This is a genomic window from Hahella sp. HN01 (genome assembly GCF_018986435.1).
Lineage (GTDB): Bacteria > Pseudomonadota > Gammaproteobacteria > Pseudomonadales > Oleiphilaceae > Hahella.
The window spans coordinates 43,713-69,622 of the sequence record NZ_JAHMIN010000009.1; the positions used below are offsets into that span (position 1 = coordinate 43,713).

Here is a 25,910-nt window from a genome sequence, read left to right on the forward strand (position 1 = left end):
TCCGTCGTTTGTAGTTCGCCGCCTGTTGGGCCTGATTTGTTTCGGTAGTTCAGGTGGCGTATAAATGGAGTTGGTAGTTATCGAGGGGGAGTGCGTCTCGTTATGTCTTCAGCCCGCCTGATTGATCGATTTGGCCGTGAAGTAAATTACGTACGGCTGTCTGTAACCGACCGGTGCGACTTTCGTTGTGTGTACTGCATGGCGGAAGATATGACCTTCCTTCCCCGTGAACAAATCCTTTCGTTGGAAGAGCTCTATGACGTGGGCAAAGCGTTTGTTGAGCTTGGCGTTCGTAAGCTACGGCTGACCGGGGGAGAGCCTCTTGTACGCCGTAATATTCTGGAGTTGGTGGAGAAGCTTGGGCGCTTGCAGGCACTGCATGAATTAACCCTGACTACCAATGGCTCCCAGCTTGTCAAAATGGCGCCGGATCTTCGTAAAGCTGGCGTCAAGCGCATCAATGTCAGTCTCGACAGTCTCAATCCCGATCGTTTCAAAGAGTTGACCCGCACTGGGGATTTGCAGCAAGTGTTGGCGGGAATTGACGCCGCCAAAACCGCCGGTATAGAGAGAATCAAGCTTAATGCAGTGGTTCTGCGCGGGCGCAATGAAGACGAGGTGATGGACCTGGTGCGATATGCGCGAGCGGAAAAGCTGGATATTTCTTTCATTGAAGAAATGCCACTGGGCGCAATCACAGAGCATAATCGGCAACTTTCTTTTGTTTCCAGCGCTGAATTACGTGAACGTATCAGTCAGGATTATGAGCTGTTTCCCTGCAGTGAAAATACAGGGGGGCCTTCTCGTTATTACAGAATGTCCGATAGCGGTTCCAGAATTGGCTTTATATCTCCTCACAGCCATAACTTCTGTAATTTGTGTAACCGGGTTCGAGTGACCGTGGAAGGGCGCCTGTTGCTGTGTCTGGGTAATGAGCATTCCGTTGATTTGCGTGAAGTTTTGCGTGGTAGACCTGATCAATTGAAGCAGGCGATTGTCGACGCCATGGCGATTAAACCGGAACGGCACTATTTTAATCTTGAGGAAGAACCTCAGATCGTACGCTTTATGAATATGACCGGCGGTTGACGCCAGTCTTATGGGGCGAATCATTGGCGTAAGTTATTGACGCCATAGATTGCGCCCATGAGTCTAAGTGTTGGGGTGGGGCGGCGCATCTGATAGAATTTCCGCCCCGCCAAGTTTTAGAGAGAGTATCGAGTGTCTGTCACCTATGTCGCCAGTTGTAAGCTGCCAACTCCCTTTGGTGTATTCGATATGCACGGATTCCAGGAAGCCGGTACGCAAAAAGAGCATATTGCCCTGACTTTGGGAGATATTGGCGACGGAGCGCCGGTGTTGGCGCGTACGCACTCAGAATGTCTGACTGGTGACGCGCTGTTCAGTATGCGCTGTGACTGCGGCTATCAGCTCGACGAAGCGTTGCGCAGCATCGCCGCAGAAGGGCGGGGCATTTTGCTGTACTTGCGCCAGGAAGGTCGTGGGATTGGCTTACTGAATAAGATTCGCGCTTATAATCTGCAAGATCAAGGCGCTGATACGGTGGAAGCCAATGAGCAACTGGGGTTCGCGGCGGATTTACGCGACTACAGTATGTGCAAACCGATGTTGTATCACCTGGGAATAAGCCGTATTCGTCTGATGACCAACAATCCTCGCAAGGTCAATTCGCTGACTAATTTAGGAATTGAAGTGGTTGAGCGAGTGCCTCTGGAAGTGGGAAGAAATCCCCATAATCGCAACTATCTGGCCACTAAAGCCGGCAAATTAGGGCATTTGCTGACGACGCACCAAGACGACGATTACGTTGTCGCTGCGAAATAATGCGGACGGGTAGTAAAAAAGACTTCAAGACAGACAGTTTTGAGAAAGGTTAAGCGGGGCGCATAGTGCGCCCCGTTTGCGTTTTCAGGCGATGGCGCCAGTCTTGGGCGACGCCAGATTCAGGCTCTGCAGGCGCTTTTTGATAGCTGCGGCGATGCCTTGCGTATCCAGACCGACTTCTTTGTGCAATTCTGCAGGCTTGCCGTGTTCGATAAACTCATCGGGTAGACCCAGCTGCAATACGGGCATGGCGATGCCTTGCGAAGCGAGAAACTCGATAACGCCGCTGCCTGCGCCGCCAAGGATGCAATTCTCTTCAAGGGTTACCAAAAGATCATGGCTTCCCGCCATCTCCAGAATCATATTTTGATCCAGAGGTTTGATAAAGCGCATATCAACGACGGTGAAATTATTCTCTTCCGCGACTTCCAGAGCTACAGGCAACAAGGCGCCAAAGTTCAGGATGACTGTCTGCGCGCCACGGCGACGCAGATTGGCTTTGCCTATCTCCAATGACTCAAGCCCTGGGCTGATTTCCGCGCCTGGTCCGTTGCCTCTGGGGTAGCGCACTGCAGCGGGGCCTTTGAACTGGTGTCCAGTAGTCAGCATTTTGCGGGTTTCATCTTCATCCGACGGCGCCATGATCACCATGTTGGGGATGCAACGCAGGTAGGTGAGATCGAAGCTGCCAGCGTGGGTAGGGCCGTCTTCGCCGACCAAGCCCGCGCGATCAATCGCGAAAAGCACATCCAGATTCTGAATCGCGACATCGTGAATGAGCTGGTCGTAGGCGCGCTGCAGGAAGGTGGAGTAAATGGCCACTACCGGCTTGGCTCCATCGCAAGCCAGGCCTGCGGCTAACGTCACTGCGTGCTGCTCTGCGATGGCGACATCGTAATAGCGCTCAGGAAAACGTTTGGAGAACTCGATCAGATCGGAGCCTTCGCACATGGCGGGAGTGATGCCCACCAGGCTGGGGTCCTGTTCCGCCATGTCGCACAACCATTGGCCAAAAATATTGGAGTATCGTGGCTTTTTCGGCGCTTTAGCGGTGTCCTGCACCTTGGGCTTAGGTTCAATTTTATTGATGGCGTGATAGCCGATAGGGTCGCTTTCCGCGTGAGCGAAGCCTTTGCCCTTTTTCGTGACTACATGCAGAAACTGAGGCCCGCTCAGTTCCTTGATATTGTTCAGGGTCTCCACCAGACGAGGCAGATCGTGGCCGTCTATGGGACCGATATAGTTAAAGCCAAGCTCCTCGAACAGAGTGCCTGGAGCGACCATGCCTTTGAAATGCTCTTCCGTTTTGCGCGCCAGCTCCATCAGACCTGGCGCGCCTTGAAGCACGCGCTTGCCGCTGTCGCGCATCTGGTTGTATGTCTTGCTCGCCAGTAAGCGGGCGAAGTAGTTGGATAGCCCGCCAACATTGCGGGAAATCGACATATCGTTGTCGTTCAGAATCACCAGCAGGTCCGCTTTGGTGTCGGCGGCGTGGTTCAAGGCTTCGAACGCCATACCGGCGGTCATGGCGCCGTCGCCAATGACGGCGATGGCTTTCCGGGGCTGGTTCTGCATGCGCGCAGCGATCGCCATGCCCAGTGCGGCGCTGATAGACGTGCTGGAGTGGCCAACGCCAAAGGTGTCATATGGGCTTTCTTCGCGGCGAGGAAAAGCGGCGAGACCATCCTTTTGACGAATAGTGAGCATTTGCTCACGGCGACCGGTAAGTATTTTGTGGGGGTAAGCCTGATGGCCCACGTCCCAAACCAGTCGGTCGTCGGGAGTATTGAAGGCGTAGTGCAGGGCTACGGTTAACTCCACCACGCCAAGACCTGCGCCGAAATGGCCGCCGGATTGGCCTACGCTGTACAGCAAAAATGCACGTAGTTCGTGCGCCAACTGCAGGAGTTCGGCTTCATTGAGAAGGCGCAGTTGGGCCGGAGAGTCGATTTTGTCGAGCAGCGGCGTGTTGGGCCGGTGCACTGGAATTTCTTGAAATACGTATGGTTTTTGCATTCTTGCAGTTGTAGTCGCTCGGTTCTAAGGGATTAGCCGCCGGATCATAGCCTCGGACGCAAAAAAATTGCCTATAAAAGCAATCGGCCATTATAAGCGATGTTGGGTTGGAGAACACGGGCAATTGGCGATCAATGCGTGCGCTCGATCATGAAGCTGGCAAGATCCTGTAAGCGGGAGTTCTGCAATCCCAGCGCCTGCAGCTGCGCGAGGGCTTCGTCATACAACTGGCGCGCTTTCAGTTTCGCCGGTTCAAGGCCCAACAGAGACGTGTACGTGGGTTTGTTACGCTCCGCGTCTTTCCCAGCGGTTTTGCCCAATACGCTGGTGTCGCTTTCCACGTCGATGATGTCGTCACGAACCTGGAACGCCAAGCCAATGGCCTGCGCGAAGCGGCGTAAGCCTTCAATGGTTTCAGCGTCAGCCCGACCGCTGGACAGTGCGCCCAATACGATGCTCGCCTCTATCAACGCGCCGGTTTTTTCCAGGTGCATGCGCTCCAACTCTTCGAGCTTGAGCGTATGGCCTTCTGAGTAGATATCGATGGCCTGTCCGCCGACCATTCCCAGATGTCCGCTGGCGCGGGCGAGTTCCCGCACCATTTGCAGCATGCTATCCGCGGATGCGCCAGAGGGCTCGGTGAGTGCGCTGAACGCCAGCGTTTGCAGGCCGTCGCCGACCAGGATGGCGGTGGCTTCGTCGAAAGCGATATGGCAGGTGGGTTTACCCCGGCGCAGAGAGTCGTCGTCCATGGCCGGTAAATCGTCATGCACTAGAGAGTAGGCGTGAATAAGCTCTACCGCGCAGCAGGCAGGCAACGCCTGTTGCAGGTCTCCCCCCAAAGCTTCGGTCGTAGCGAGCAATAATAAAGGACGCACGCGCTTGCCGCCGTTAAGCACGCAATAACGCATAGCCTCATTCAGCCTGGCCTTGGGGCCTTCCGGATTGGGGAGCAGGTTGGCTAGGGCTTGGTCGATCTGGGCGCGGTTACGCTGGAAAAAGTCGTCGAGAGAATCAGTCTTCGGCGTCATTCTGGTCAAAAGGTTTGGTTAGCGGGGTTCCGCGCTCTTCAATTAACTGTTGAACCTTTTGTTCCGCAGTCTGCAAGGCGGTTTGGCAGTGGCGAGTAAGTTGGACGCCTTCTTCAAAAGCGACCAAAGCCTCTTCCAGTTTAAGATCGCCTTGCTCCAGCTTTCTCACCAGTACTTCCAGACGTTGTAATGCGTCTTCGAAATCGGGCGTTGAGCCGCTGGTGGCGGGGCTTACATCAGGGTTGGCGTTTTTTTCAGTCATGGTGTTCTTATGCCGGGTTTTTGCGCAGAGCCACCCTACCTGAGAGCGTCGCCAGGGTCAATCGGTCGCCGTTAAAATTCAGTCGCGCCGGGCTTTGCAGGCGTTCGTTTCAACAAACTAACACCCGGATAAGTCAGCAGTTTTTAAATTCCCTGTCTATACTTTGGGGAAGCCCGGCGCGGCCTGTTCCAGCGCTGGGCTTCCTCTGGGTTTATTCTGTACTGTCCACCCGTAAAGGAGCGCTTTGTGGATTTAGCTACGCTTTTGGGCCTCATCGGCGGTTTCGCGATCGTGACGATGGCGATGATGTTAGGCGGCTCAATTGGAATGTTTGTTGATGTGCCGTCGCTTCTCATTGTATTTGGCGGCACGCTATTAGTTGTTCTGATGAAGTTTTCGCTTGGTCAATTCCTTAGCGCGGGCAAGGTGGCGGCCAAGGCTTTTATGTTCAAGCTGGATAAGCCCGAAGAATTGATCGAGCAGGTCGTGGAACTGGCGGACGCCGCCAGAAAAGGCGGTTTGCTCTCTCTGGAAGGTAAGGAAATTCCCAACGCGTTTCTCTCCAAAGGCATTCAACTGCTGATAGACGGTCACGATGGCGATGTGGTGAAAGCGTTGCTGACTAAAGATCGTAATCTTACCGTGGACCGGCATAAGCAAGGCTCTTCCGTATTCACCTCCATGGGGGATGTGGCTCCGGCGATGGGAATGATCGGCACACTGGTGGGGTTGGTGGCGATGTTGTCCAACATGGATGACCCTAAGTCTATCGGGCCAGCGATGGCTGTTGCGCTACTCACAACGCTATATGGCGCCATGCTGGCGAATATGGTGGCGATTCCAGTTGCGGATAAATTGAAATTGAGAATGGGGGAGGAAGAGCAGATCAAGTCCATGATCATCGACGCTCTGTTGGCGATTCAGGCGGGGCAGAACCCGCGCGTGATTGAGACCATGCTGCGCACCTATCTGCCTGAAGGTAAACGTCAGACTGAAGAAGCCTGACGGGAGTTGCGCCAATGAGTGACGAAGAAGAGCAAAAGTGCGAATGTCCTCCCGGGCTGCCTGCCTGGATGGCGACTTTCGCCGATTTGATGTCCTTGCTGATGTGTTTCTTTGTGCTGCTGCTGTCTTTTTCGGAGATGGATGCGCTCAAGTTCAAACGTCTGGCCGGCTCCATGCGGGAGGCCTTCGGCGTGCAGGCTGTCGTCAATGTGGACAATATTCCCAAAGGCACCAGCATCATCGCCCAGGAGTTCAGCCCCGGTAAGCCTGACCCAACGCCGCTGCAGACCATCATGCAGCAAACCCAGATGGAACTGCCTAACCTGGAGCAGCTCTGCGAGCAGCAGGTGGCTGACGCCTTGAAGGAAGAGTGTCCCAAGATAAAAGGGGAAGAGCTCAGCGACATTGTGCTGGAAAAGATCAAGATGTTGGTGGAGGAGACGGAGAACGACGCCATTACATTGGCTTCCGCTTTGGAGGCGGAGGTTCGCAACAATCAGGTTGAAGTGGAGACCCGGGGACGTAAGATTGTCATCCGTGTGCAGGAGAAAGGCTCGTTTAACAGCGGCTCCGCGAATTTGAATCCAGAGTTTTATCCGGTGATAGACAAGCTGGTGGAACTGCTCAAGTCCATGGATGGCACTATCGCGGTGGAAGGGCATTCGGACAGTATTCCCATTCATACCGCCCGGTTTCGCTCCAATTGGGATCTCTCCGCCGCACGGGCGCTGGAAGTAGCCCATGCGTTGTTTGAGTCGGGAGAGCTGGACCCCTCCCGCTTCAGCGTCGCCGGTTATGCAGACACGAAACCTCTGGCGCCGAATGACTCGGCGGAAAACCGCGCTCGCAACCGACGGGTGGAAATTATTCTGCAACAGCCTCTGGATGCTGAGACCAAGAAAGAAATCCAGAAGGCGAGAGATGTCGCCCCAGGCATTTTGCCCAGCGATCAATCGGAAGAGTGGCAGGGCTTGGCTCCGGACGAAATATTCTGATCTGGCTGATAGTTGAGCGGTTCGCTATAGATTGGGTGAGAGCGTATAAATAGAGAGACGTAATGGGAGCAAAAAGCAGGACGCGCATGAGAGTATTGACGTATGAGCGCGGGTGAGAATCTATGTCTGAGTTAGATGAAAGACGTCGCTTCTTTCGCATTAGCGATACAGTAGGTTTGGCGTATCGGGTGTTGCAGCGCGGAGAGGCGACGGAGAAAGAGTCATCGGAATCCCACGTAAGTTCGGCCTCTTTGTTGACGCTGGAGAATGATATCTCCAAAGCGCTGGAGAGCATGCGGGCGGCGAACGCCGGGTTGGCTCATATGCTTGAGTTGTTCAACCGCAAGATCAACCTAGCGCTGACCCTGGAAAACCGCAGTGACGGCGTATGGTCGGAGCCCCGACGGGCCAAGCGGGTCAATCTCAGCGCCTGTGGCATCGCTTTTCCGGTGGACGATCATCTGGATGTCGGCGTGACGCTGCAACTGCACATGATCTTATATCCCAGCAATATCTCCATGTCCCTGCGTGCGCTCGTTATTGCCTGCGACAAGCCCAGAGCTGACGACGAGGACAAAGATGGCTTTGTCCTGCGGGCGGACTTCACGGACATTGAAGAACAGAATCAGGAAATCCTGATTCAGCATGTCCTTAAGTGTCAGACCCGTCAGTTGCGGGAGCGGCGAGAGGAGAAGGAAAAGAAAGGCTGACTTCGCTCTGGTATACGCCCTTCTCAAACGTCTTTTCCCACATCTGCGTAACGCCGTTTGCATCATGCAGCAACAGCGTACTGCTGCGGGTGCCGTAATCATTCGAGGTAATAAAGGCGGAGGACAGCAACCGCTCCACCTCAACACCAACTCCAGTATCCGGCAACAGATAGTCCGGCGCGGCGGCGTCATCCGCCAGTAACGTCCAGAGTTCATCCTGACTAGGTCCATTGATCGCAGAAGCGAATCGGCGCTTGCCGGCGGTTAACTTGGGCCAGGGCGTATTCAAAAATCCGTTGCTCAAACCGTATACGCCTGGCGTTAAACGCTGATATTGAGGCTCCTTGCGATTGCTGAAATAAGCCAGGGTGGAGCCAGCGAGCATCATCAAGTTGAAACCGCCATAGGAGTGACTGGTCGGCTCCAGGGCGGCGGCGAAATCGTCCACTGACAATTCCGACTCCAGGAAGCTTCTGACCAGAGCGCCTCTAGAAAGCTGCGCCGCTTCGCGGGGGCCGGAGCGGTGATTGGTGATGGCGGCGAATCGGCCGTTGGTGGTTGCGCCCATCCAGGTTCCTCCTTCCTGCAAATCGCGTCCGGCGTAAATGCGCGGGCGCTCAGGCCATTGCGTGAGAGGCTGGGTGGGGCGGGCGTAGAACTCGTCGCGATTGGCGGCGACGATCAGCGGAAACCGGGGATTCGCTTGGTAAGCGACAAATAGTAGGCACATAGGCTTGCTCCCAGACGTGCGTGGAATTCGAAAAGCACAGAGTCCTTAATTTATGTATCATACCACCTTCTTTATACGGGGCTCCTGGCGGAGCGGCCTGATCCTATGGGGGCGAAATGGTATTCCTGGCGTATTTGGCTTTGGGCGCGCTAGCGGGAGTGTTGGCCGGACTGTTCGGCATCGGCGGCGGATTGATTATTGTCCCTGCATTGATTTTCAGCTTCGAACTACAGAACGTGGCCCCAAGCGTCGCTACGCATTTGGCCGTCGGCACATCCCTGGCGACAATTATTTTCACATCTATCAACTCGATCCGGGCGCATCATCAGAAGCAAGGGGTGAATTGGCGCGTGTTTCGTCCTATGGCGGTAGGACTGATGGTGGGCGCGGTATTGGGCGCGCAGACGGCCTCATTGATGCCCGCGGCGCAGTTGAAACTGGTCATCGGGATATTCGCTATCACTATCGGCGTGCAAATGGCGTTGGCGTTGAAGCCCAAACCCCATAGGAGCCTGCCTGGCGACGGTGTATTGGCAGGCGTTGGCGGCGGCATCGGCTGGGCGTCCGCCATATTCGGCATTGGCGGCGGCTCCCTGTCGGTGCCTTATCTGACATGGTGTAACGTGCGCATGCAACAGGCAGTGGGCACCTCAGCCGCTTGCGGGTTGCCGATCGCGCTCATGGGCGCCGTTACAAATATCTGGGAAGGATGGAGCGAAGCGTCGCTGCCGGAATATAGTCTGGGGTTCATCTATCTGCCGGCTTTGGCGGGGATCGCGATCACCAGCATGCCCTTCGCGAGCCTGGGCGCTAAATTGGCTCACCGTCTGCCTGGAGACGTGCTTAAACGAATTTTCTCAGTGCTGCTGTTTGTTGTGGGCGGCCGGTTTCTATATCAAGCGTGGGGACAATTGTGACAGAACGTTGGTTTGACTATCCGAATATCGACCCGGTGGCTTTTTCCGTTGGGCCGCTGAGCGTGCATTGGTATGGCTTGATGTATCTGCTGGGCTTCGCCGCGGCCTGGATGCTGGGTAAGCACCGTTCGCATCAGCCGCATGCGCCTATGCAGGAGCAGCAAGTGGCGGACCTGATCTTCTGGTGCGCGCTTGGCGTCGTATTGGGCGGGCGTGTTGGCTATGTCATATTTTATAACTTTGAACAGTTTCTGGATGATCCCATCTGGTTGTTTGAAGTCTGGACCGGCGGCATGTCATTCCACGGTGGACTGATTGGCGTGATTATCGCCATGTGGGCTTACGGTCGTTCACTGGGACTGTCTTTCTTTCAAGTGGCGGATTTTGTAGCGCCGCTGGTGCCAATCGGCTTGGGCGCAGGGCGCCTGGGCAACTTTATTGGCGGCGAACTCTGGGGCAGGGCGTCTGATGTTCCCTGGGCCATGGTGTTTCCGCGCGACCCGACGCATCTGGCGCGCCATCCCTCGCAGCTCTATCAATTCGCCCTGGAAGGCGTCGCCCTGTTTTTGATTCTATGGTTCTATTCCGCCAAACCCCGCCCGCGCATGACCGTCTCCGGCTTGTTCCTGCTGTGCTACGGCTGCTTCCGCTTCCTGGTGGAGTTCGTGCGTGAGCCAGATGCTCAGCTGGGTTACCTTGCATGGGGCTGGCTGACCATGGGTCAGGTATTATCAACCCCGATGATTGTGATTGGGGTGGCTTTCATTATTTATGGCCGCACCGTTTATGGGGCGGAAGCAAAAGCGGCGCGGAGTTAGTAGACGTCATATGAAACAGTATCTCGACATGATGCGCCATGTGCGCGAGCAAGGGGCCGTAAAAACTGACCGCACTGGCACCGGCACCCGTAGCGTATTCGGTTATCAGATGCGCTTCGATTTGCAGCAGGGGTTTCCCCTGGTGACCACCAAGAAGCTGCATTTGCGTTCGATCATTTATGAATTGCTGTGGTTTCTGAACGGCGACACTAATGTCAAGTACCTGAAAGACAATGGCGTCAGCATCTGGGACGAGTGGGCGGATGAAAGCGGCGACTTAGGGCCTGTTTATGGCTATCAGTGGCGCAGCTGGCCGGCGCCGAATGGTGAGCATATCGATCAGATTTCCAATGTGCTGGCGCAGATCAAAAACAATCCGGACTCCCGTCGTCATATGGTGGTGGCGTATAACCCTGCGTTTGTGGACCAAATGGCGCTGCCTCCCTGTCACGCCATGTTCCAGTTCTATGTGGCGGAAGGGCGTTTGTCCTGTCAGTTGTACCAGCGTAGCGCCGATATTTTCCTGGGCGTGCCTTTCAATATCGCCAGCTATGCATTGTTGACGCATATGTTTGCGCAGCAGTGCGACCTTGAGGTGGGAGATTTCATCTGGACCGGCGGCGATGTTCACCTGTACAACAATCATCTAAATCAGGCGGATGAGCAGTTAAACCGCGAACCGCGTCCGCTGCCGCAATTGCAGATTCGTCGCAAGCCGGCGTCGCTGTTTGAATATGAATTTGAAGACTTTGAGATTACGGGATACGACCCGCACCCTCATATTAAAGCGCCGGTAGCAGTGTAAGGAGCGAAGATATGAGCGCAGTTTTATCAATCGTTGTCGCCCGCGCCGAGAATGGCGCTATTGGCGTGGAAAATACGCTGCCCTGGCGTTTATCCAATGACCTGCAGTATTTCAAGCGGGTCACCATGGGTAAGCCCATTATTATGGGGCGCAAGACCTTTGATTCGATCGGGCGCCCCTTGCCGGGCCGAACCAATATCGTGGTGACGCGCAATAAAGACTGGCGTCATGATGGCGTCAGCGTGGCGCATTCTCTGGAAGAGGCCGTATCTCTGGCGGGGCGGGAGCCCGTGGAGGAAGTCATGCTGATTGGCGGCGCCGAATTGTACCGGCAGGGACTGGCGGCGGCTCAGCGTGTTTACTTGACGGAGGTGAAGACCTCCGTGCAGGGCGATGCGTTCTTTCCAGAGCTTGATCCCGCTGACTGGCGTGAAACTTCTCGCGAGTCGCACCCGTCGGATGAGAAAAATCAATATCCCCATGACTTTGTCGTCTTTGAGCGGTCATAACGCCTCAGTCTCCATGCTCCCCATCGATCACATTATCCCTGAGCTTCTAACCACTCTGGAAGCTCACTCCACGGTACTGTTGCAGGCCCCGCCAGGGGCCGGTAAGACCACTCGGGTTCCTTTGGCCCTATTGGATTCGCCCTGGCGCGACGACCGCAAAATTCTGATGCTGGAGCCGCGCCGGTTAGCGGCGCGCTCCGCCGCTCGCTTTATGGCGAAGCAACTGGGAGAGCCGGTTGGACGCCGAGTCGGTTATCGTACTCGACAGGACACCAAAGTTTCCGCCGATACGCGTATCGAAGTGGTGACCGAAGGCATTTTGACCCGCCTGATTCAATCTGATCCCGCCCTGGAAGACTATGCAGCGGTGCTGTTCGACGAATTTCACGAACGTTCTCTGCAGGCGGACCTGGGCTTGGCTTTGGTGCGTGAGAGCCAACAGGCTCTGCGGGAAGATTTGCGGGTGCTGGTTATGTCCGCGACCCTGGATACCGCGCCACTGGCCAAGCTGCTGGGAAATGCGCCAGTGCTGACCAGCGAAGGGCGCGCCTATCCCGTGGAGGTGCGCTATCGCCCCTTGCAGCGGGAGCAGCGACCGGTAGAGAAAACGGTTGCGGTGGTGCGAGAGGCGCTGGCGGAAGAAAGCGGCTCGTTGCTGGTGTTTTTGCCCGGTGTAGGCGAGATTCGACGGGTCCATGACGCCTTGGCGGAGCACTTGCCAAACGGGGTGCGTTTAGCGCCTTTGTACGGCAACCTCAAAGCGGAAGAGCAGGATCAGGCGATTCTGCCTTGCGTGGAGGGCGAACGAAAAGTGGTTCTCGCCACGGCTATTGCGGAAACCAGTTTGACCATTGAGGGCGTGCGCGTGGTGATTGACGCGGGCCTGCAGCGTCGCGCGATCTTTGACGCCAATAGCGGCATGACCCGCCTCACGACGGGCAGAGTGTCAAAAGCGTCGGCGAAGCAGCGCAAAGGCCGCGCCGGCAGGTTGGAGCCCGGCGTATGCTATCGCCTTTGGTCGGAGACGGAGCAGCAGGGATTGAGCCCTTTTACCCCGGCGGAAATACTGGAAGCGGATTTGGCTCCCTTGGTGCTGGAGCTGGCTCAATGGGGCGCGCGTCAGCCGCAGGACTTAGTTTGGCTGGACCCACCGCCGATGGCGCATTGGCGACAGGCGGTCGATACGTTGCGCTGGTTGGATGCGCTGGATGAGGCTGGCGCAATTACCTCTCACGGGGAAAGTCTGCGTGAGTTCGGCGTCCACCCCCGTTTGGCGCATATGGTGGTGATGGGGAGAGCGATCGGCGCGCCGGTGCTTGCGGCGGAAGTCGCTGCGCTCCTGGGCGAGCGGGATCTGCTGGGACGGGATGCCGGCGCAGATCTGCAGCAGCGTGTGCGAGCCCTGCGCGGTGAATACAAAGGCACCGGGCTGGATCGCCGACGCCTGGAAAGCGTACGTCAGGATGCGCGCAAGCTTATAGACGGCAAAACCTCTGACGAGCTTGGGATGGATGCGGTCGGCCGGCTACTCGCGTTGGCCTACCCAGACCGCATCGCCCGACGGCGCACTGGCTCAAGTCCCCGTTACCAGCTCAGTAATGGACGCGGCGCGGCGCTGGCGGAAGAAGACTCGCTGGGGCGAGAGACTTGGCTGGTGGCGGCCGACCTTGATGGTCAGGCGCGGGAGTCCCGAATATACCTGGCGGCGGCCTTGAGTCCTGGCGATTTTGAGCTGGATTTGAGCGCCCATATCGTCACTGAAGACCAAGCGGATTGGGATGAGCAGCGAGGCACGGTGGTGGCGCGTCGAGTCAGACGGCTGGGCGCATTGATTCTGGAAGAGCGGCCCGTTGCGGTGAGTCCGGAGCTGGTCCGGGAGGCGCTGTTGACCGCTGTACGGCGCAAAGGCCTGGACAGCCTGCCATGGAGCGATGCCGCGCGGCAATGGCGCGCCCGCGTGACTTTAATGCGCAGGCAACAACCTGACGCATGGCCGGAGTTGAGTGATGACGCCTTATTGGCGGACCTGGAAAACTGGCTCGGTCCTTTCCTCAATGGCGTCTCCAACTGGGCGGGACTGCAAAAACTGGACTTGCTGTCGGCGCTGAAAACATTGATTGACTACACCGCACAGCAGGCTCTCGACGCTCAGGCGCCGGTGGCATTGACGATTCCAACCGGGCAAAAAGTGACGCTGGATTATCTGGCGGAGAGCGGCCCAGTGCTGGCGGCTAAACTACAGGCGCTGTTCGGTTGGACGGAAACGCCGCGAGTGGCCGGGGGGCGAGTACCTGTAGTGATTCACTTGTTATCCCCTTCGCAAAGACCGCTGGCGGTGACCAGTGATCTAGCCAGTTTCTGGCGCAATAGCTATCCGGAGGTGCGCAAAGACATGCGCGGCCGTTACCCCAAACATCCCTGGCCGGAAGACCCTCTGACGGCGGAAGCCAAGCAGGGAACCAAGAAGCAACAGTTCTGACAGGGTGAACAACGAAGGAAGCGTTGGTGAGGGGGAGGCAGAGTTGCTTTAGACGCGGGTCAATGTGAAGCCCGTGCGGAGACTGGCTCCGCACGGGTGGGGCGATATCAGATCTGAACTTCTACAGATTACTTCAGTAGCTCTTTATCACGCACGGCGCCTTTATCGGCGGATGTCGCCAACAGCGCGTAGGCTTTCAATGCCGTTGTTACTTTACGCGGACGCGGTTGCGCAGGCTTCCAGGCGTCGGCGCCTTTGGCTTCCATCGCCTGACGGCGCTCATTGAGCTGCTCTGGCGTCAGACTGACGTTGATGCCGCGGTTGGGAATATCAATGATGATTTCATCGCCTTCCTCAATCAGTCCAATAGCGCCGCCCGCCGCAGCTTCAGGAGAGCAGTGGCCGATGGACAGACCGGAGGTGCCGCCGGAGAAACGTCCATCGGTGAGCAGGGCGCAGGCTTTGCCAAGTCCTTTCGACTTCAGGTAGCTGGTCGGATACAGCATTTCCTGCATGCCCGGACCGCCTTTAGGGCCTTCGTAGCGAATGATCACCACGTCGCCTTCTTTTACCTGATCGTTCAGAATGCCTTTTACGGCGTCATCCTGGCTCTCGAAGATTCTGGCTTTGCCTTTGAACAGCAGAATGCTCTCATCGACGCCCGCGGTTTTTACTATACAGCCGTCTTCGGCGATGTTGCCGTACAGCACCGCCAGACCGCCTTGTTGACTGAACGCATGCTCTGCGCTGCGGATACAGCCGTTTTCGCGATCCAGATCCAGCGATGACCAGCGAGTGGACTGGCTAAAGGCCTGCTGGGTCGGGATGCCCGCCGGACCGGCTTTAAAGAACTTATGCAGTTCCGGATCGTTGTTGCGCATGACATCCCATTTGTCCAGGGCGTCTTTCATCGTGTCGCTGTGCACTGTGGGAAGGTCGGTATGCAGCAGTCCCGCGCGATCCAGCTCACCCAGAATCGCCATGATGCCGCCGGCGCGATGCACGTCTTCGATATGATACTTAGGCGTGTTGGGGGCGACCTTACAGAACTGGCCGACTTTCCGTGACAGTTGGTCGATGTGGGTCATGCTGAAATCCACTTCGGCTTCCTGAGCCGCCGCCAGCAGATGCAGAATGGTGTTCGTGGAGCCGCCCATGGCGATGTCCAGGGTCATGGCGTTTTCAAAAGCCTTGAAGCTGGCGATGGAGCGCGGCAATACGGAAGTGTCTTCGTCTTGATAGTAACGCTTGGTCAAGTCGACGATGCGGCGCGCTGCGGTCAGGAACAGCTGCTCACGATCAGAGTGAGTCGCCAGCGTAGTGCCGTTCCCAGGCAGGGACAGGCCGATGGCTTCAGTCAGACAGTTCATGGAGTTCGCCGTGAACATCCCGGAACAGGAGCCGCAAGTCGGGCAGGCGGAGCGTTCGTATTCTTCCGTTAATTCGTCGGAGGCGCTGGAGTCCGCCGCGATGACCATGGCGTCCACCAGATCCAGCTTGTGCTCGGAAAGCTTGGTTTTACCCGCTTCCATCGGTCCGCCGGAAACGAAAATAGTGGGGATGTTCAGGCGCAACGCCGCCATCAGCATTCCCGGAGTGATCTTGTCGCAGTTGGAGATGCACACCAGCGCGTCAGCGCAATGGGCGTTGGCCATGTATTCCACAGAGTCGGCGATGATTTCCCGGGAGGGCAGGCTGTACAGCATGCCGTCATGCCCCATGGCGATGCCGTCGTCCACCGCAATGGTGTTGAATTCTTTTGCGACGCCGCCGGCGGCTTCAATTTCCCGGCACACCAGCTGGCCCAGGTCTTTCAAATGAACATGCCCGGGGACGAACTGGGTAAAAGAGTTCACAACGGCGATAATGGGTTTGGAAAAGTCTTCGGTCTTCATACCGGTGGCGCGCCAAAGAGCGCGAGCCCCAGCCATATTACGGCCTTTGGTAGTGGTACTGGAGCGGTATTCGGGCATGGTTATACTCCGTGGTTATTAAAACAGCTAACGAAAAGCACTCATCGGCTACAGGATAGCAAACTTGCCTGACCCCATAAATTCTTTTGCCGATACAGGTCGCCCCAACTTGGATATAGGTCTAGACTTGCTACTGTAGAGTGTGAGCCAACCGGAATGCGCCTCCCATGTCATCAGAATCCCTTGATCAGGCAAGCTCTGACTTGTCGCGACTGAAGCACTTTTCTCTACTGGCCAAGCTGTCTGACCCGCAGTTGGTGGTTTTGTCCTCCCGAGCGGATTATCGGCGCTACTCCAAAGGCGCCAAGATTCTCGACTTGGGAAGTCAGGACAGCTATGACTATTTTCTGCTGGAAGGCGAAGTAGCGCTGACGGCGGAGGATGGACGGACGGCGTTGATCGCCGCTGCGTCTCAGGCGGCGCGCCAACCCGTCGCGCATTTGCAGCCTCGCCGCTATGAAGTCAAAGCGAAGTCGCCCTGTGTGATGCTGGTGGTGGACCAGCCGACCCTGACCCGCATGCTGAAGGACGCGCCTTTGGACTATCAGATTGGCGAAGGCGTGTCGCAGGTGGACCGCACGGAGCATCCGGCCTATTCGTTGATCACCTCGTTTTACCAGGATTTAAATGCGCATCGGCTGACCTTGCCCAGTTTGCCTGATATGGCGATGCGTATTCGTCATGTCACAGAGCAGCCCAACTTTCACCTCAACGATATCTCCAAAGTGATCGTGCGCGATCCTGTACTGACGGCGAAATTGATTCGCTCCGCCAACAGCCCCTTATATAGAGGCTTCAAGGAAATCGAGTGCTGTGAGGACGCGGTGGTGCGCCTGGGGTTGGACACCACGCGGCAACTGATCACGATCTTCACGTTGCGGGAAATCTTCCGCAGCAAGAACGCCATGCTGCAAAAACGCATGACCAAGCTCTGGCGACACTCCTCCGATGTGGGGGCGATCTCATTTGTGCTGGCGCGCATGACGCCGGGCATCAAGCCGGAGCAGGCGTTGCTGGCGGGCATTCTCCATGACATTGGCGTGGTGCCGGTGATTATGTATGCGGAAGAACATCCAGCGCTGCGGACTCACGAGGACATGCTGGAGAGCCTGATTATGGAGCTTCGGCAGGAAATCGGTTGCGCTTTGCTGGAGAGCTGGGAGTTTCCTGACGCCTTCGTAGCGGCGGCGCGTCATGCCGAAGACTACATGTACGATTCTGGCCAGGAAACGCCCACCTATGCGGATTTGGTGATCGTGGCGCAGATCCATTCATACATTGGCAAACCGGAGCATGGCGTTATACCGCCCTTGGATCAGGTTCCCGCCTTCCACAAATTAGCTTTGGGTGAATTATCGCCGCAGCGTAGCCTGCAGGTGCTGCAAATGGCGGAAGAAGAAATCAACAGCGTGCGGCGTTTGTTGACGGACTAAACGTCCGGCGTTTCTTGCGGGTCCGGGTCTTCCGCCGCATCGGAACGACCGTTGTTTCTGACGTTAACTTCCTCCGCTAACACGGTGATATGGCGCTCCATCCGCTCCATCTTCATTTCCAGATCGTTCAGCTTGTTCAGAATTTCCAGATCGCGGCGTACTTGATCTTTTTCGTCCTGAGAAACGAAGAAGGCGGAAAATCCCGCTGTCAGTAATGAAAACAACGCCATGCCGAGAAGAATCAAAAAGGAGGCGAACAGTCTGCCGATAGTGCTGGTCGGCACGATATCGCCATAGCCGACCGTCGTCACCGTGACCCAGGCCCACCAGACCCCATCCCAGGGCGTTTCAATGGCCGGGTCCAGTCCTGCGATGATAAACCCCGCCATAACAATCACGATAAAACCGATAAACAGCGTGTTGCCTAGATTGTGCCGAGAGAGAAGGCGTCGCGCGGTGCCGGAAATCTGCAGCAACAGGCTGAACATAACCAGTAAACGCAGGGTGCGTAACGCGCCAGCCAGCGGCGAGAACCACCAAATCAGCGGGCAGCCGAACAGAATGATGATCAGGTTGACCCAATTATTGCGCAGGTAATAGGTTTTTTTGTCCACCAGGGCGGTGAGCAGGAGCGTCTCCACGATAAAGAACAGCCAGATCAGCCAATCGGTGATCAGCAGGGCGTCGCCGGACAACTCATCGTTGGCCTGTAAATACCACTCGATAATGATCCAGATCGCCAGCAGCATCATTGGCCACTCCAAAATCTGCCCCCAGAATCGGGCGCGTGAATTCTCGGTGGCGGATACGCCGGCCAGGCCGGTGACGATAGGGAGGCGATCGGATAAAGACATGTTGGGCTTGGTTTAACTCTGCTTGATGCGTTGTTTTCATGATTATGAAACAAATATAGCCAGCGTGGCGATGCAAGTCAGGGCCTTTTGTTTCAGTAACTTGCCATTTCACATAGGCGGTCTAATATCTGAGATTAGGCCGCTTTGACGCGTAAGGAGCGACGCAAGGCGAACAGACAGGCGCTGTTCCCCGGCTTAACGGGGTGGATGCTGCGATAATGACGAAAGAGTTCCCTATATTTCCGCTGAATTCCGTGTTGTGCCCAAAGGGGCGATTGCCGCTGCAGATTTTCGAACAACGTTATCTGTCCATGATCAGCCGTTGTCTGAAGTCCCACGAAGGTTTTGTCATTGTGCTGATCAAAGACGGCAAGGAGGCGAGCGGAGACTGTACTTTCTTTGACGTTGGCTCCTACGCAAGGGTCGTCGACTTCCAGCAGCTGCCTAACGGCTTCTTGGGAATCACCGCGGAAGGCGAGTGCAAGGTGAGCATCTCCCACGCGCACCGGCAAAGCGACGGACTGTATGTGGCGAAAGTCGAAGCGTTAGGTCTGGAGACGCCGACGGAAATCCCTGAACAATACTCCGAGCTGGCGGACCTTTTGGGAGACCTCCTGCGCCATCCAGTGATACAGGCGCTGGGCATGAGCGTGGACTTTCAAGACGCCCGTGATGTGGGGTGGCGCCTGGTGGAGCTGTTGCCGCTGGAGATGGAGGATAAACAGTATCTGTTGACCCTTGACGATCCCATCTATCGGCTTGAGCAGATTCGCTACCTTATTCATGCCCTGGCGGAGTAGCCCAGGGTATCTTTTGTCTCTGCTTTATTTATGCTTTATCTCTGCATTTGAATACTGACAGCTTCCGGCATGGTCCAGCCAAGATAGGCGCACGCCGCCAGGACAAATCCGAATAACAACCCATAACGCCAGCCGCCCCGCCACATGGGGGTTCTGTCGAAATGACTCTGCGCCACCCGGGCGAAACCACAGACCGTCAGCCCCAGTAAGGCGCCGCCGACGACATCCGAAAACCAATGCACGCCCAGGTATAGACGGCTGAACGCCACCAGCAAGGCGGCCATCGCACCGGAAATATAGATCGGCCAGCGTCGTGGTGGACTGAACTCCCGCGCCAGCATTGATGTCGCTAATCCGTAGACCAGTACTGCGCCGCTAGTATGGCCGCTTGGGTAGGCGAAAGACGCCGGCGCCAGCAGCGCCTCCGGCCGCGCGACCTGCAGCCAGTGTTTCAGCCCGGTGGTGGCGGCGTGAGTGACCAAACCCGCGCCGACGCAACACAGCGTCAGGCGCAGGTTTTTCTGCAGCAGTAATAAGAGGCAGAAGAATCCAAAGGCGATATATAGAAATGTAGGATCGCCCAGTAGCGTCATGCCTATGAAGAGATAATCCAGAATAGGAGTGTGCAGGCGCTGCATATTCTCTGCGACCCAGGCGTTCAAGTGCGACACCGCGTCAGTGTTCATCACCAACAAAGTCCACAGTATGAAAAGCAACAACGCGCAGGAACCTAGTAAAAAGGAGCTGATGGGATATTCTTTGACGCCGTCGCGAAGGCTATAACTATTGGCCCATAAACGGCCGACTCCTGGGCGCTTGGCGCCGAAACGGAGCAGGGAGCGGTAAAGTTTGCCGCTGGGGCGCAGTTGATAATGAAACTGCGTGAACAAGCTGGCCAGGCTCACCAGGATGAGAACGACGACTGTTAATACCGGGTAAAAATGCGGAGGCAGTGGCGCGCGCGTATCGATAGCGGCCCCGACCAGAAAACCGGGTACGACATAAAAGGGCGCCCAGGCCAGAGCGGACAGCAGATTAAAGGTGAAAAAGCGGCGCGCGCTCATATTGAGCATCCCCGCCACCAGGGGAATGACGGGGCGGACCGGGCCTATAAAGCGCCCGATAATGACGCTTTTGCCGCCATGGCGCTGAAAGAAGCTTTCCCCCTGCGTTAGTAGGTCAGGGTATTTCGACAAAGGCCACAGCCCGCGAACGCGGACATCCAGGTATTTGCCCAAATAGAAACTCAAGCCATCGCCAAGGACTGCGCCGAGGAAGGCCGCCATGATTGTCCATTGCAACGCGAGCGCGCCGCCGCCGCAAATCGCCGCCAGTCCAAACAGCAATACGACGCCAGGAATAATAATGCCGGCGATAGCCAGGGACTCCAGAAACGCCACCAGGAATACGGCGATGGCTAACCAGTCAGGATGTTGTTGCACCCAAATAAGAAGAGAGTTCGGAGACACAGTGTTTCCTTTGCGACTGAATCTATTGGCGCATCATCCTGTGTAAGACTTTTCAGGAAAGCGCTTTTCGGCGGGCTATTTTAAGCCGCAGACGGCCGTTTTTCTAACTTTCCGCCCTGAAAGACTGGTAATGTTCGGCTTCAACGCAAGCGTATGCAGCAGGCGAGAATAAAAGGCGGCGGTTTAATTACCAAGCGGCGGCAGGAGCCTGAGCGGCCCCTGTTATTTGGACTTGCTCAGCACCACGCGGTTATGGCCGGATTGCTGGGCCTGTTTCAAAGCGGTCAGCGCACGGTCCGTAAGCGCCTGATCATCCGTTTCTCCGGATTTACGCGTCAGGCAGCCTACGCTGACAGTGAGACTGTCGATGATTGGCCAGGTGCGCTCCTCCACACTGCGGCGTAAACGCTCCGCAATCACCAGCAGCCCTTCTTCCGGCGTCATCGGCAGCATGATGAAAAAGCGGCCGTTATCGACGTAATAGATGCTGTCGCCTGCCCGGGTCATTTGCAGAAGCTGGGCGCCGAACTGAGAAAGTAGCTCGTTAATGAAATTCTGTCCCTGCACTTCCCGTTGCTGATCAAAAAAGTCGACTTCCAATACCACCAGAGACAAAGGGTGGGAGGTGGCTTCCGAGCGGGAAATTTCCTGTTTGAGCGAAAACTCCAAGTGCTTTTGGTTATAGGCGCCGGTGAGCGGGTCCTTGATGGAGGCATGCACCAGAAAGCGGGATTTATGGTGATACAAATAGGCGTAAACGCCGGCCAAGCCGACTAACAGCGCATAACTGGTGGCGAAACGCAGCGTGCTGTAGAACGAGTCGCTGTAGGACAGGGCGACGCTGCTGATAAGCAGGGTGACAATGTTGAACGTGAAGGCGGGACGCAAGGGGAGAAGCAGAAAGCTGAACAGCCCGATGCCATAAAGCCAATGCACGATCGCTTTTTGGCCGCCGCTTAACTGCAGCGCGACCACTACGAGCATGACCGTCAACACTGCGAGATGGCCGCCGTAGGCGTTCAGGTCGCTGCGTCGCGCCCAGGCGTAAATAGCGCCGAACAGCATTGCCGGCGCCAGCAGAATACTCATGTAAAACAGGTCGTATAAGCCGTAGCGCACATTTTGCACGGACATGAACAGCAGCAGGAATAACGTCGCCAGATATAAGGCGATACGCGTACGGGTGCGTAGATAGGACTCAGCCAGCAAGTGTCGCCCCTCCTTCGGATTCCATTTCCAGGAATTCAGTCTGTTGATTCGCGCCTTTGTTACGGGCGAATGTGAGCGCGCGGCGGGCGTTGGCGATCAGGGTTTCCGGAGTATCGCCTACATTCAACGTCGCCAGCCCCAGGCTAACGGTGACCGTGATCTCTCGCGTGCTCAGCGCCTGCTTGGCTTTCACTCTCAGCTGTGACGCCTTCTTTGCCGCCTCTCTGGAGTTGCAGTGAGGGAGCAGAATGATGAAGTCCACGTTTTCATAGCGGTAATAGCTGTCGAACAGGCGTAGATTCTCGTGCAACATGCGCCCCAGCCTGTGCAGGATGTGGTCTTTATCGTCTGCGGAAGCGTGTTCCAGGGAGTTGCTGTCGATGCTCAACGCGAGAATGGACAAGTCGGTGCCCTCCCGCTCGCTGCGCTGGATTTCCTTGTCGAGATCCTGAGTCAGATATTCGCGAGTGGAGGCGAGGGTAAGGTTATCGGTACGGCGTAGTGGTTTGAGCTGCTGCTCTTTGATCTCACGCAGATACACAAAAGCCAGAGACATCGCCAGGCTTAATAGATAGATGAAGAAGATCTGCACTTTTTCCGGCCCTTGATAATAGCCGATAAGCGCGAGCGCCAGCGCGATGGAGTAAGCGGAAGTGACGATGGTCGCCACTTGAATCCGATAAATCAGAAAGGCGATCAACGGCACGATGTAGCACCATTGTTCGGCGGTGCCCGGGTAGCGCACCATAGCCGCCAGGGTGATGAGCACCAGAAATACCACTATCACATGGGACAACCATAACGGAGCTGGCTGCTCTCCATGGCGTTGATTGAGCTTGCCGTTGGCCAGCAGCAGGCCAGCGAATACGCCGGAGACTCCAGCCATCAACCACTCTGCGAAAAGTGCGGCGCCCAGCGCCAGAAGTGCGGCGACTACCGCCGCGAGAGAATAAGCTTTACTGCGCAGTTGGTTGTTCAGCTCAACGGGCGTCATGTTGTTTTATATTATGCATCGAGGATTTGAGTATAAGTTGTCAGTATTATTCAGCATTTGCTGATGTATAATAGCCAGTTTACATCATGTTTCGGAAATACCAAGCAGAGGTCTTAGACTGCATGGATATAAATGCCTACATGCACGAAGTGGGGAGCGAAGCCCGCTCGGCGTCCCGTTTGATTGCTAAAGCAGACACCGGCGTCAAGAACAAAGCGTTGATCGCTACTGCGGAAGCTATCGACGCCGCGCGAGAAGAACTGATGGCCGCTAACGGCAAGGATCTGGAATCCGGTCGGGCGAATGGCCTGGATGCAGCATTGCTGGATCGTCTGGAGCTGACGCCAGCCCGTATCGACGCCATGATCGAAGGTTTGCATCAGGTTGCTGCGCTGCCGGACCCGGTAGGCGAAATCACTGGCCTTAACTATCGCCCGAGCGGAATTCAGGTTGGCAAAATGCGCGTGCCGTTGGGCGTAGTGGGCATCATCTATGAGTCTCGCCCCAATGTGACCGTTGAAGCGGCCAGCCTGTGCTTGAAATCAGGCAACGCCACTATTCTGCGTGGGGGCTCCGAAGCTATTCATTCCAATCAGGCGATCGCCGCTTGTATCGAGAAAGGTCTGAAAGCCGCAGGCTTGCCGGCGTCGGTGGTGCAGGTGATCAAGACGACGGATCGGGCCGCTGTGGGCGAACTGATTACCATGCCAGACTATGTCGACGTTATCGTACCTCGTGGCGGCAAGGGATTGATCGAACGCATCAGTCGCGAAGCGCGGGTGCCCGTCATCAAGCATCTGGATGGCGTCTGCCATGTTTTTATTGACCGCGATGCGGATCTGAATAAAGCCCTGACTATTGCGGTTAACTCGAAAACCCAGCGTTATGGCACGTGTAATACCATGGAGACGCTATTGGTGGACGCGCCTGTCGCCGCAACCATTTTGCCGCAGTTGGCGCAAGCCTACGCCGAGAAAGGCGTTGAGTTGCGTGGCTGCGAGCGGACCCGGGAAATCCTGCCACAGGCGTTGAGCGCGGTAGAGGCGGACTGGTCTGAGGAATATCTTGCGCCGATACTGGCCATCAAAGTAGTGGAAGATCTGGACGACGCGATTGCTCATATCAATCACTATGGCTCGCAACATACTGATGCGATTGTGACGGAGAGCTACAGCAAAGGCCGTCGTTTTCTGACGGAGGTGGATTCCAGCTCCGTGATGATCAACGCTTCCACGCGATTCGCTGACGGTTTCGAGTATGGCCTGGGCGCGGAAATCGGCATTTCCACCGATAAAATTCACGCGCGCGGTCCCGTCGGTTTGGAAGGACTGACCTCACAAAAATACGTGGTGCTCGGGGATGGCCATATTCGGCAGTAACGGGCACGAGGAAAGACTTCCTACCTGATCATGCAGGAACATTCTCCCATAGTGCTGCTTGGCGGCACTTTTGACCCTATACACTTCGGTCACTTGCGTACGGCGCTGGAATTACAGCAGCACTTCGGCGAGATGGCTGAAGTGCGCCTGATTCCCTGTGGCGACCCTCGTCATCGCGCTGCGCCCAAGGCCTCTGGCGAGCATCGTCTGGCGATGCTGCGACTGGCGTTGGAAGGTGAGCCAAGCCTGCGCATTGACGAAGTTGAGGTGCGCAGAACCGGCGCCAGCTATACCGTGGATACGCTGTTGGAGCTGCGTCAGGAGGTCGGTAATCAGCGGCCGTTGGTATTCGTTATGGGGACAGACGCCTTTGAGTCGCTGCCAAAATGGCGAAGATGGCTGGAAATTATTCAATTAGCCCATATAATGGTGGTTAACAGACCGGGTTGGTCATTTTGTGAGCAAGGTGAGTTGGGAGATTTTTTGCGTCAGCACTCCGCAGAGAGCAATAACGACCTGATACGCCAGCCTGCCGGAAAGGTTGGATTCATTACGCTTACCCAAATGGGAATTTCCAGTTCCAAGGTGCGTGAGCTAATCGGCTTGCGCCTATCCCCCCGTTTCTTACTACCGGATTCGGTGTGGCGATATATTCGCCAGCATCGTCTATATGGCGCTGTGAATGCCTAGGGCGCTTTTCCTTAATTATTGCAACGCGACAGTTATTGGAAACCGCTTGCGGGCGGCGGGCGCCGCATTATTTAAATATTCTTTAACCCCCCCCCTCTATGAGGCGTTATGGAGACTGAAAATCTGAAAGAGATAGTCATTAAGGCACTGGAAGATATCAAAGCAAAAGATATCTCAGTGCTGGATGTAAAAGACCGCACTAGCGTAACGGACTACATGGTCATCGCCAGCGGAACCTCGAATCGTCACGTTAAATCCATCGCGGATAACGTCATTGCTGAAGTCAAAGCCAACGGCGGCCGTCCGCTGGGCTCTGAAGGCGGCACGGCGTCTGATTGGATCCTCGTGGATCTGGGCGATATCGTGGTCCATGTCATGCTGCCGTCGTCCCGGGAGTTTTATGATCTGGAGCGCTTCTGGCGCGATTCGCCAGTGGCGGAATCCATGTCGCATCACGTGTAATTCCGGCGATAAAGTATTTATTGACGACTAAAGAATTACAGTGCGGATAAAGCTAATCGCAGTGGGCGGTAAAATGCCTGGCTGGGTTGAGCAGGGTTATAACGAGTACGTTAAACGTATGCCTCGTGACATGCCCTTGCAGCTCATCGAAATCCCCATGCCCAGGCGTCAAAAGAACGCGGACCCGCAAAAGCTCAAGATCCAGGAAGGAGAGAGCATTTTGCAATCGCTGGGCTCCAGCGATCATGTCGTCGCATTGGAAGTCGAAGGCAAGCCCTGGTCCACCCCTCAATTGTCGCAACAAATGGAGCGCTGGCGTATGTCCGGGCAGGATGTCGCTTTGCTGGTGGGGGGGCCGGACGGGTTAAGCGATGCGTGCCGAGCGAGAGCGAATCAGCAATGGTCGCTGTCGCCGTTGACGCTTCCGCATCCGTTGGTTCGAGTGCTGCTCGCAGAGCAACTTTATCGAGCCTGGACCATATTGCAAGGACATCCTTACCACCGGGAGTAATCGCTATACTGGCG

Annotated in this window: 25 protein-coding genes; 16 read left to right on the forward strand and 9 right to left on the reverse strand. The window is 56.0% G+C overall.

What is annotated here, in order from left to right:
• Positions 1 to 102 precede the first annotated feature (102 nt).
• Together moaA and ribA are read left to right on the forward strand one after the other, a co-directional pair.
• Positions 103 to 1,089 carry a GTP 3',8-cyclase MoaA gene (moaA, locus tag KP814_RS10635; RefSeq protein ID WP_216736751.1) on the forward strand — a complete coding sequence of 329 codons (987 nt, stop codon included), beginning with the start codon at positions 103 to 105 and terminating at the stop codon, positions 1,087 to 1,089.
• Positions 1,090 to 1,221: 132 nt separating this feature from the next.
• Positions 1,222 to 1,845 (forward strand): GTP cyclohydrolase II, encoded by a 624-nt coding sequence (gene ribA, locus KP814_RS10640; protein WP_216736752.1) that lies wholly within the window; start codon positions 1,222 to 1,224, stop codon positions 1,843 to 1,845.
• Between the two features lie 84 nt (positions 1,846 to 1,929).
• Here the strand turns inward: ribA and dxs are convergent, their stop codons facing one another.
• The 3 genes from dxs to KP814_RS10655 all read right to left on the reverse strand — a co-directional run bounded on the left by dxs (position 1,930) and on the right by KP814_RS10655 (position 5,154).
• On the reverse strand, positions 1,930 to 3,861 hold the full coding sequence (dxs, locus tag KP814_RS10645; protein WP_216736753.1) for a 1-deoxy-D-xylulose-5-phosphate synthase: 1,932 nt from the start codon (positions 3,859 to 3,861) through the stop codon (positions 1,930 to 1,932).
• A gap of 131 nt (positions 3,862 to 3,992) precedes the next feature.
• A complete protein-coding gene (locus KP814_RS10650; RefSeq protein ID WP_216736754.1) occupies positions 3,993 to 4,892 on the reverse strand; it encodes a polyprenyl synthetase family protein in 900 nt (299 codons plus the stop codon).
• Entirely contained in the window at positions 4,876 to 5,154 is a 279-nt protein-coding gene (locus KP814_RS10655; RefSeq protein WP_216736755.1) for an exodeoxyribonuclease VII small subunit, read from the reverse strand. The genes KP814_RS10650 and KP814_RS10655 overlap by 17 nt, the downstream gene beginning before the upstream one ends.
• Positions 5,155 to 5,400: 246 nt before the next feature.
• Here KP814_RS10655 and pomA point away from each other — a divergent pair, with 246 nt between their 5' ends.
• The 3 genes from pomA to KP814_RS10670 all read left to right on the forward strand — a co-directional run bounded on the left by pomA (position 5,401) and on the right by KP814_RS10670 (position 7,864).
• Positions 5,401 to 6,159, forward strand: a complete 759-nt coding sequence (gene pomA, locus KP814_RS10660; protein ID WP_127968653.1) for a flagellar motor protein PomA — start codon at positions 5,401 to 5,403, stop codon at positions 6,157 to 6,159.
• A gap of 14 nt (positions 6,160 to 6,173) precedes the next feature.
• Positions 6,174 to 7,154, forward strand: a complete 981-nt coding sequence (locus KP814_RS10665; RefSeq protein ID WP_216736756.1) for a flagellar motor protein MotB — start codon at positions 6,174 to 6,176, stop codon at positions 7,152 to 7,154.
• A 122-nt stretch (positions 7,155 to 7,276) separates the two neighbouring features.
• Positions 7,277 to 7,864, forward strand: coding sequence for a hypothetical protein (locus tag KP814_RS10670; RefSeq protein ID WP_216736757.1), 588 nt, complete (start codon positions 7,277 to 7,279; stop codon positions 7,862 to 7,864).
• Here KP814_RS10670 and KP814_RS10675 read toward each other — a convergent pair.
• Positions 7,806 to 8,594 (reverse strand): NRDE family protein, encoded by a 789-nt coding sequence (locus KP814_RS10675; protein WP_216736758.1) that lies wholly within the window; start codon positions 8,592 to 8,594, stop codon positions 7,806 to 7,808. The two genes, KP814_RS10670 and KP814_RS10675, sit on opposite strands and share 59 nt — an antisense overlap.
• A 116-nt stretch (positions 8,595 to 8,710) precedes the next feature.
• Here KP814_RS10675 and KP814_RS10680 point away from each other — a divergent pair, with 116 nt between their 5' ends.
• Genes KP814_RS10680 through hrpB form a run of 5 tightly spaced genes read left to right on the forward strand, consistent with a single transcriptional unit; the run spans position 8,711 to position 14,122 of the window.
• Positions 8,711 to 9,511: a sulfite exporter TauE/SafE family protein gene (locus KP814_RS10680; protein ID WP_216736759.1), complete on the forward strand. Its 801-nt coding sequence runs from the start codon at positions 8,711 to 8,713 to the stop codon at positions 9,509 to 9,511.
• On the forward strand, positions 9,508 to 10,329 hold the full coding sequence (gene lgt, locus KP814_RS10685; RefSeq protein WP_216736760.1) for a prolipoprotein diacylglyceryl transferase: 822 nt from the start codon (positions 9,508 to 9,510) through the stop codon (positions 10,327 to 10,329). Before KP814_RS10680 ends, lgt begins: the two co-directional genes overlap by 4 nt.
• 10 nt (positions 10,330 to 10,339) lie before the next feature.
• Positions 10,340 to 11,134 carry a thymidylate synthase gene (gene thyA / locus KP814_RS10690; RefSeq protein ID WP_216736761.1) on the forward strand — a complete coding sequence of 265 codons (795 nt, stop codon included), beginning with the start codon at positions 10,340 to 10,342 and terminating at the stop codon, positions 11,132 to 11,134.
• 11 nt (positions 11,135 to 11,145) lie between these two features.
• Positions 11,146 to 11,643: a dihydrofolate reductase gene (locus tag KP814_RS10695; protein WP_216736762.1), complete on the forward strand. Its 498-nt coding sequence runs from the start codon at positions 11,146 to 11,148 to the stop codon at positions 11,641 to 11,643.
• The gene (gene hrpB / locus KP814_RS10700) at positions 11,594 to 14,122 is read left to right on the forward strand and encodes an ATP-dependent helicase HrpB (protein ID WP_253938302.1); all 2,529 of its coding nucleotides are present in this window, start codon (positions 11,594 to 11,596) and stop codon (positions 14,120 to 14,122) included. The genes KP814_RS10695 and hrpB overlap by 50 nt, the downstream gene beginning before the upstream one ends.
• Before the next feature lie 128 nt (positions 14,123 to 14,250).
• Here hrpB and ilvD read toward each other — a convergent pair whose 3' ends face one another.
• Positions 14,251 to 16,095, reverse strand: coding sequence for a dihydroxy-acid dehydratase (gene ilvD / locus KP814_RS10705; RefSeq protein WP_216736763.1), 1,845 nt, complete (start codon positions 16,093 to 16,095; stop codon positions 14,251 to 14,253).
• A gap of 167 nt (positions 16,096 to 16,262) precedes the next feature.
• Here ilvD and KP814_RS10710 point away from each other — a divergent pair, with 167 nt between their 5' ends.
• The gene (locus tag KP814_RS10710) at positions 16,263 to 17,528 is read left to right on the forward strand and encodes an HDOD domain-containing protein (RefSeq protein ID WP_216736764.1); all 1,266 of its coding nucleotides are present in this window, start codon (positions 16,263 to 16,265) and stop codon (positions 17,526 to 17,528) included.
• Here the strand turns inward: KP814_RS10710 and KP814_RS10715 are convergent.
• Positions 17,525 to 18,382: a potassium channel family protein gene (locus KP814_RS10715; protein WP_216736765.1), complete on the reverse strand. Its 858-nt coding sequence runs from the start codon at positions 18,380 to 18,382 to the stop codon at positions 17,525 to 17,527. The two genes, KP814_RS10710 and KP814_RS10715, sit on opposite strands and share 4 nt — an antisense overlap.
• Before the next feature lie 218 nt (positions 18,383 to 18,600).
• Between KP814_RS10715 and KP814_RS10720 the strand changes: the two genes are divergently transcribed.
• Positions 18,601 to 19,182 carry an LON peptidase substrate-binding domain-containing protein gene (locus KP814_RS10720; protein WP_216736766.1) on the forward strand — a complete coding sequence of 194 codons (582 nt, stop codon included), beginning with the start codon at positions 18,601 to 18,603 and terminating at the stop codon, positions 19,180 to 19,182.
• Positions 19,183 to 19,217: 35 nt separating this feature from the next.
• Here the strand turns inward: KP814_RS10720 and KP814_RS10725 are convergent, their stop codons facing one another.
• From KP814_RS10725 to KP814_RS10735, 3 genes are all read right to left on the reverse strand, one after another.
• Positions 19,218 to 20,651, reverse strand: coding sequence for a bifunctional DedA family/phosphatase PAP2 family protein (locus KP814_RS10725; protein WP_216736767.1), 1,434 nt, complete (start codon positions 20,649 to 20,651; stop codon positions 19,218 to 19,220).
• A 222-nt stretch (positions 20,652 to 20,873) separates the two neighbouring features.
• Positions 20,874 to 21,860, reverse strand: coding sequence for a GGDEF domain-containing protein (locus tag KP814_RS10730; RefSeq protein ID WP_216736768.1), 987 nt, complete (start codon positions 21,858 to 21,860; stop codon positions 20,874 to 20,876).
• Positions 21,850 to 22,854, reverse strand: a complete 1,005-nt coding sequence (locus KP814_RS10735) for a GGDEF domain-containing protein (protein ID WP_216736769.1) — start codon at positions 22,852 to 22,854, stop codon at positions 21,850 to 21,852. The genes KP814_RS10730 and KP814_RS10735 overlap by 11 nt, the downstream gene beginning before the upstream one ends.
• Before the next feature lie 122 nt (positions 22,855 to 22,976).
• Between KP814_RS10735 and KP814_RS10740 the strand changes: the two genes are divergently transcribed.
• The 4 genes from KP814_RS10740 to rlmH all read left to right on the forward strand — a co-directional run bounded on the left by KP814_RS10740 (position 22,977) and on the right by rlmH (position 25,896).
• A complete protein-coding gene (locus tag KP814_RS10740; RefSeq protein ID WP_216736770.1) occupies positions 22,977 to 24,233 on the forward strand; it encodes a glutamate-5-semialdehyde dehydrogenase in 1,257 nt (418 codons plus the stop codon).
• A gap of 30 nt (positions 24,234 to 24,263) precedes the next feature.
• On the forward strand, positions 24,264 to 24,923 hold the full coding sequence (gene nadD / locus KP814_RS10745) for a nicotinate-nucleotide adenylyltransferase (RefSeq protein WP_216736771.1): 660 nt from the start codon (positions 24,264 to 24,266) through the stop codon (positions 24,921 to 24,923).
• Between the two features lie 108 nt (positions 24,924 to 25,031).
• Positions 25,032 to 25,385: a ribosome silencing factor gene (gene rsfS / locus KP814_RS10750; protein WP_216736772.1), complete on the forward strand. Its 354-nt coding sequence runs from the start codon at positions 25,032 to 25,034 to the stop codon at positions 25,383 to 25,385.
• Between the two features lie 40 nt (positions 25,386 to 25,425).
• The gene (gene rlmH, locus KP814_RS10755) at positions 25,426 to 25,896 is read left to right on the forward strand and encodes a 23S rRNA (pseudouridine(1915)-N(3))-methyltransferase RlmH (protein WP_127968670.1); all 471 of its coding nucleotides are present in this window, start codon (positions 25,426 to 25,428) and stop codon (positions 25,894 to 25,896) included.
• Positions 25,897 to 25,910: the final 14 nt, after the last annotated feature.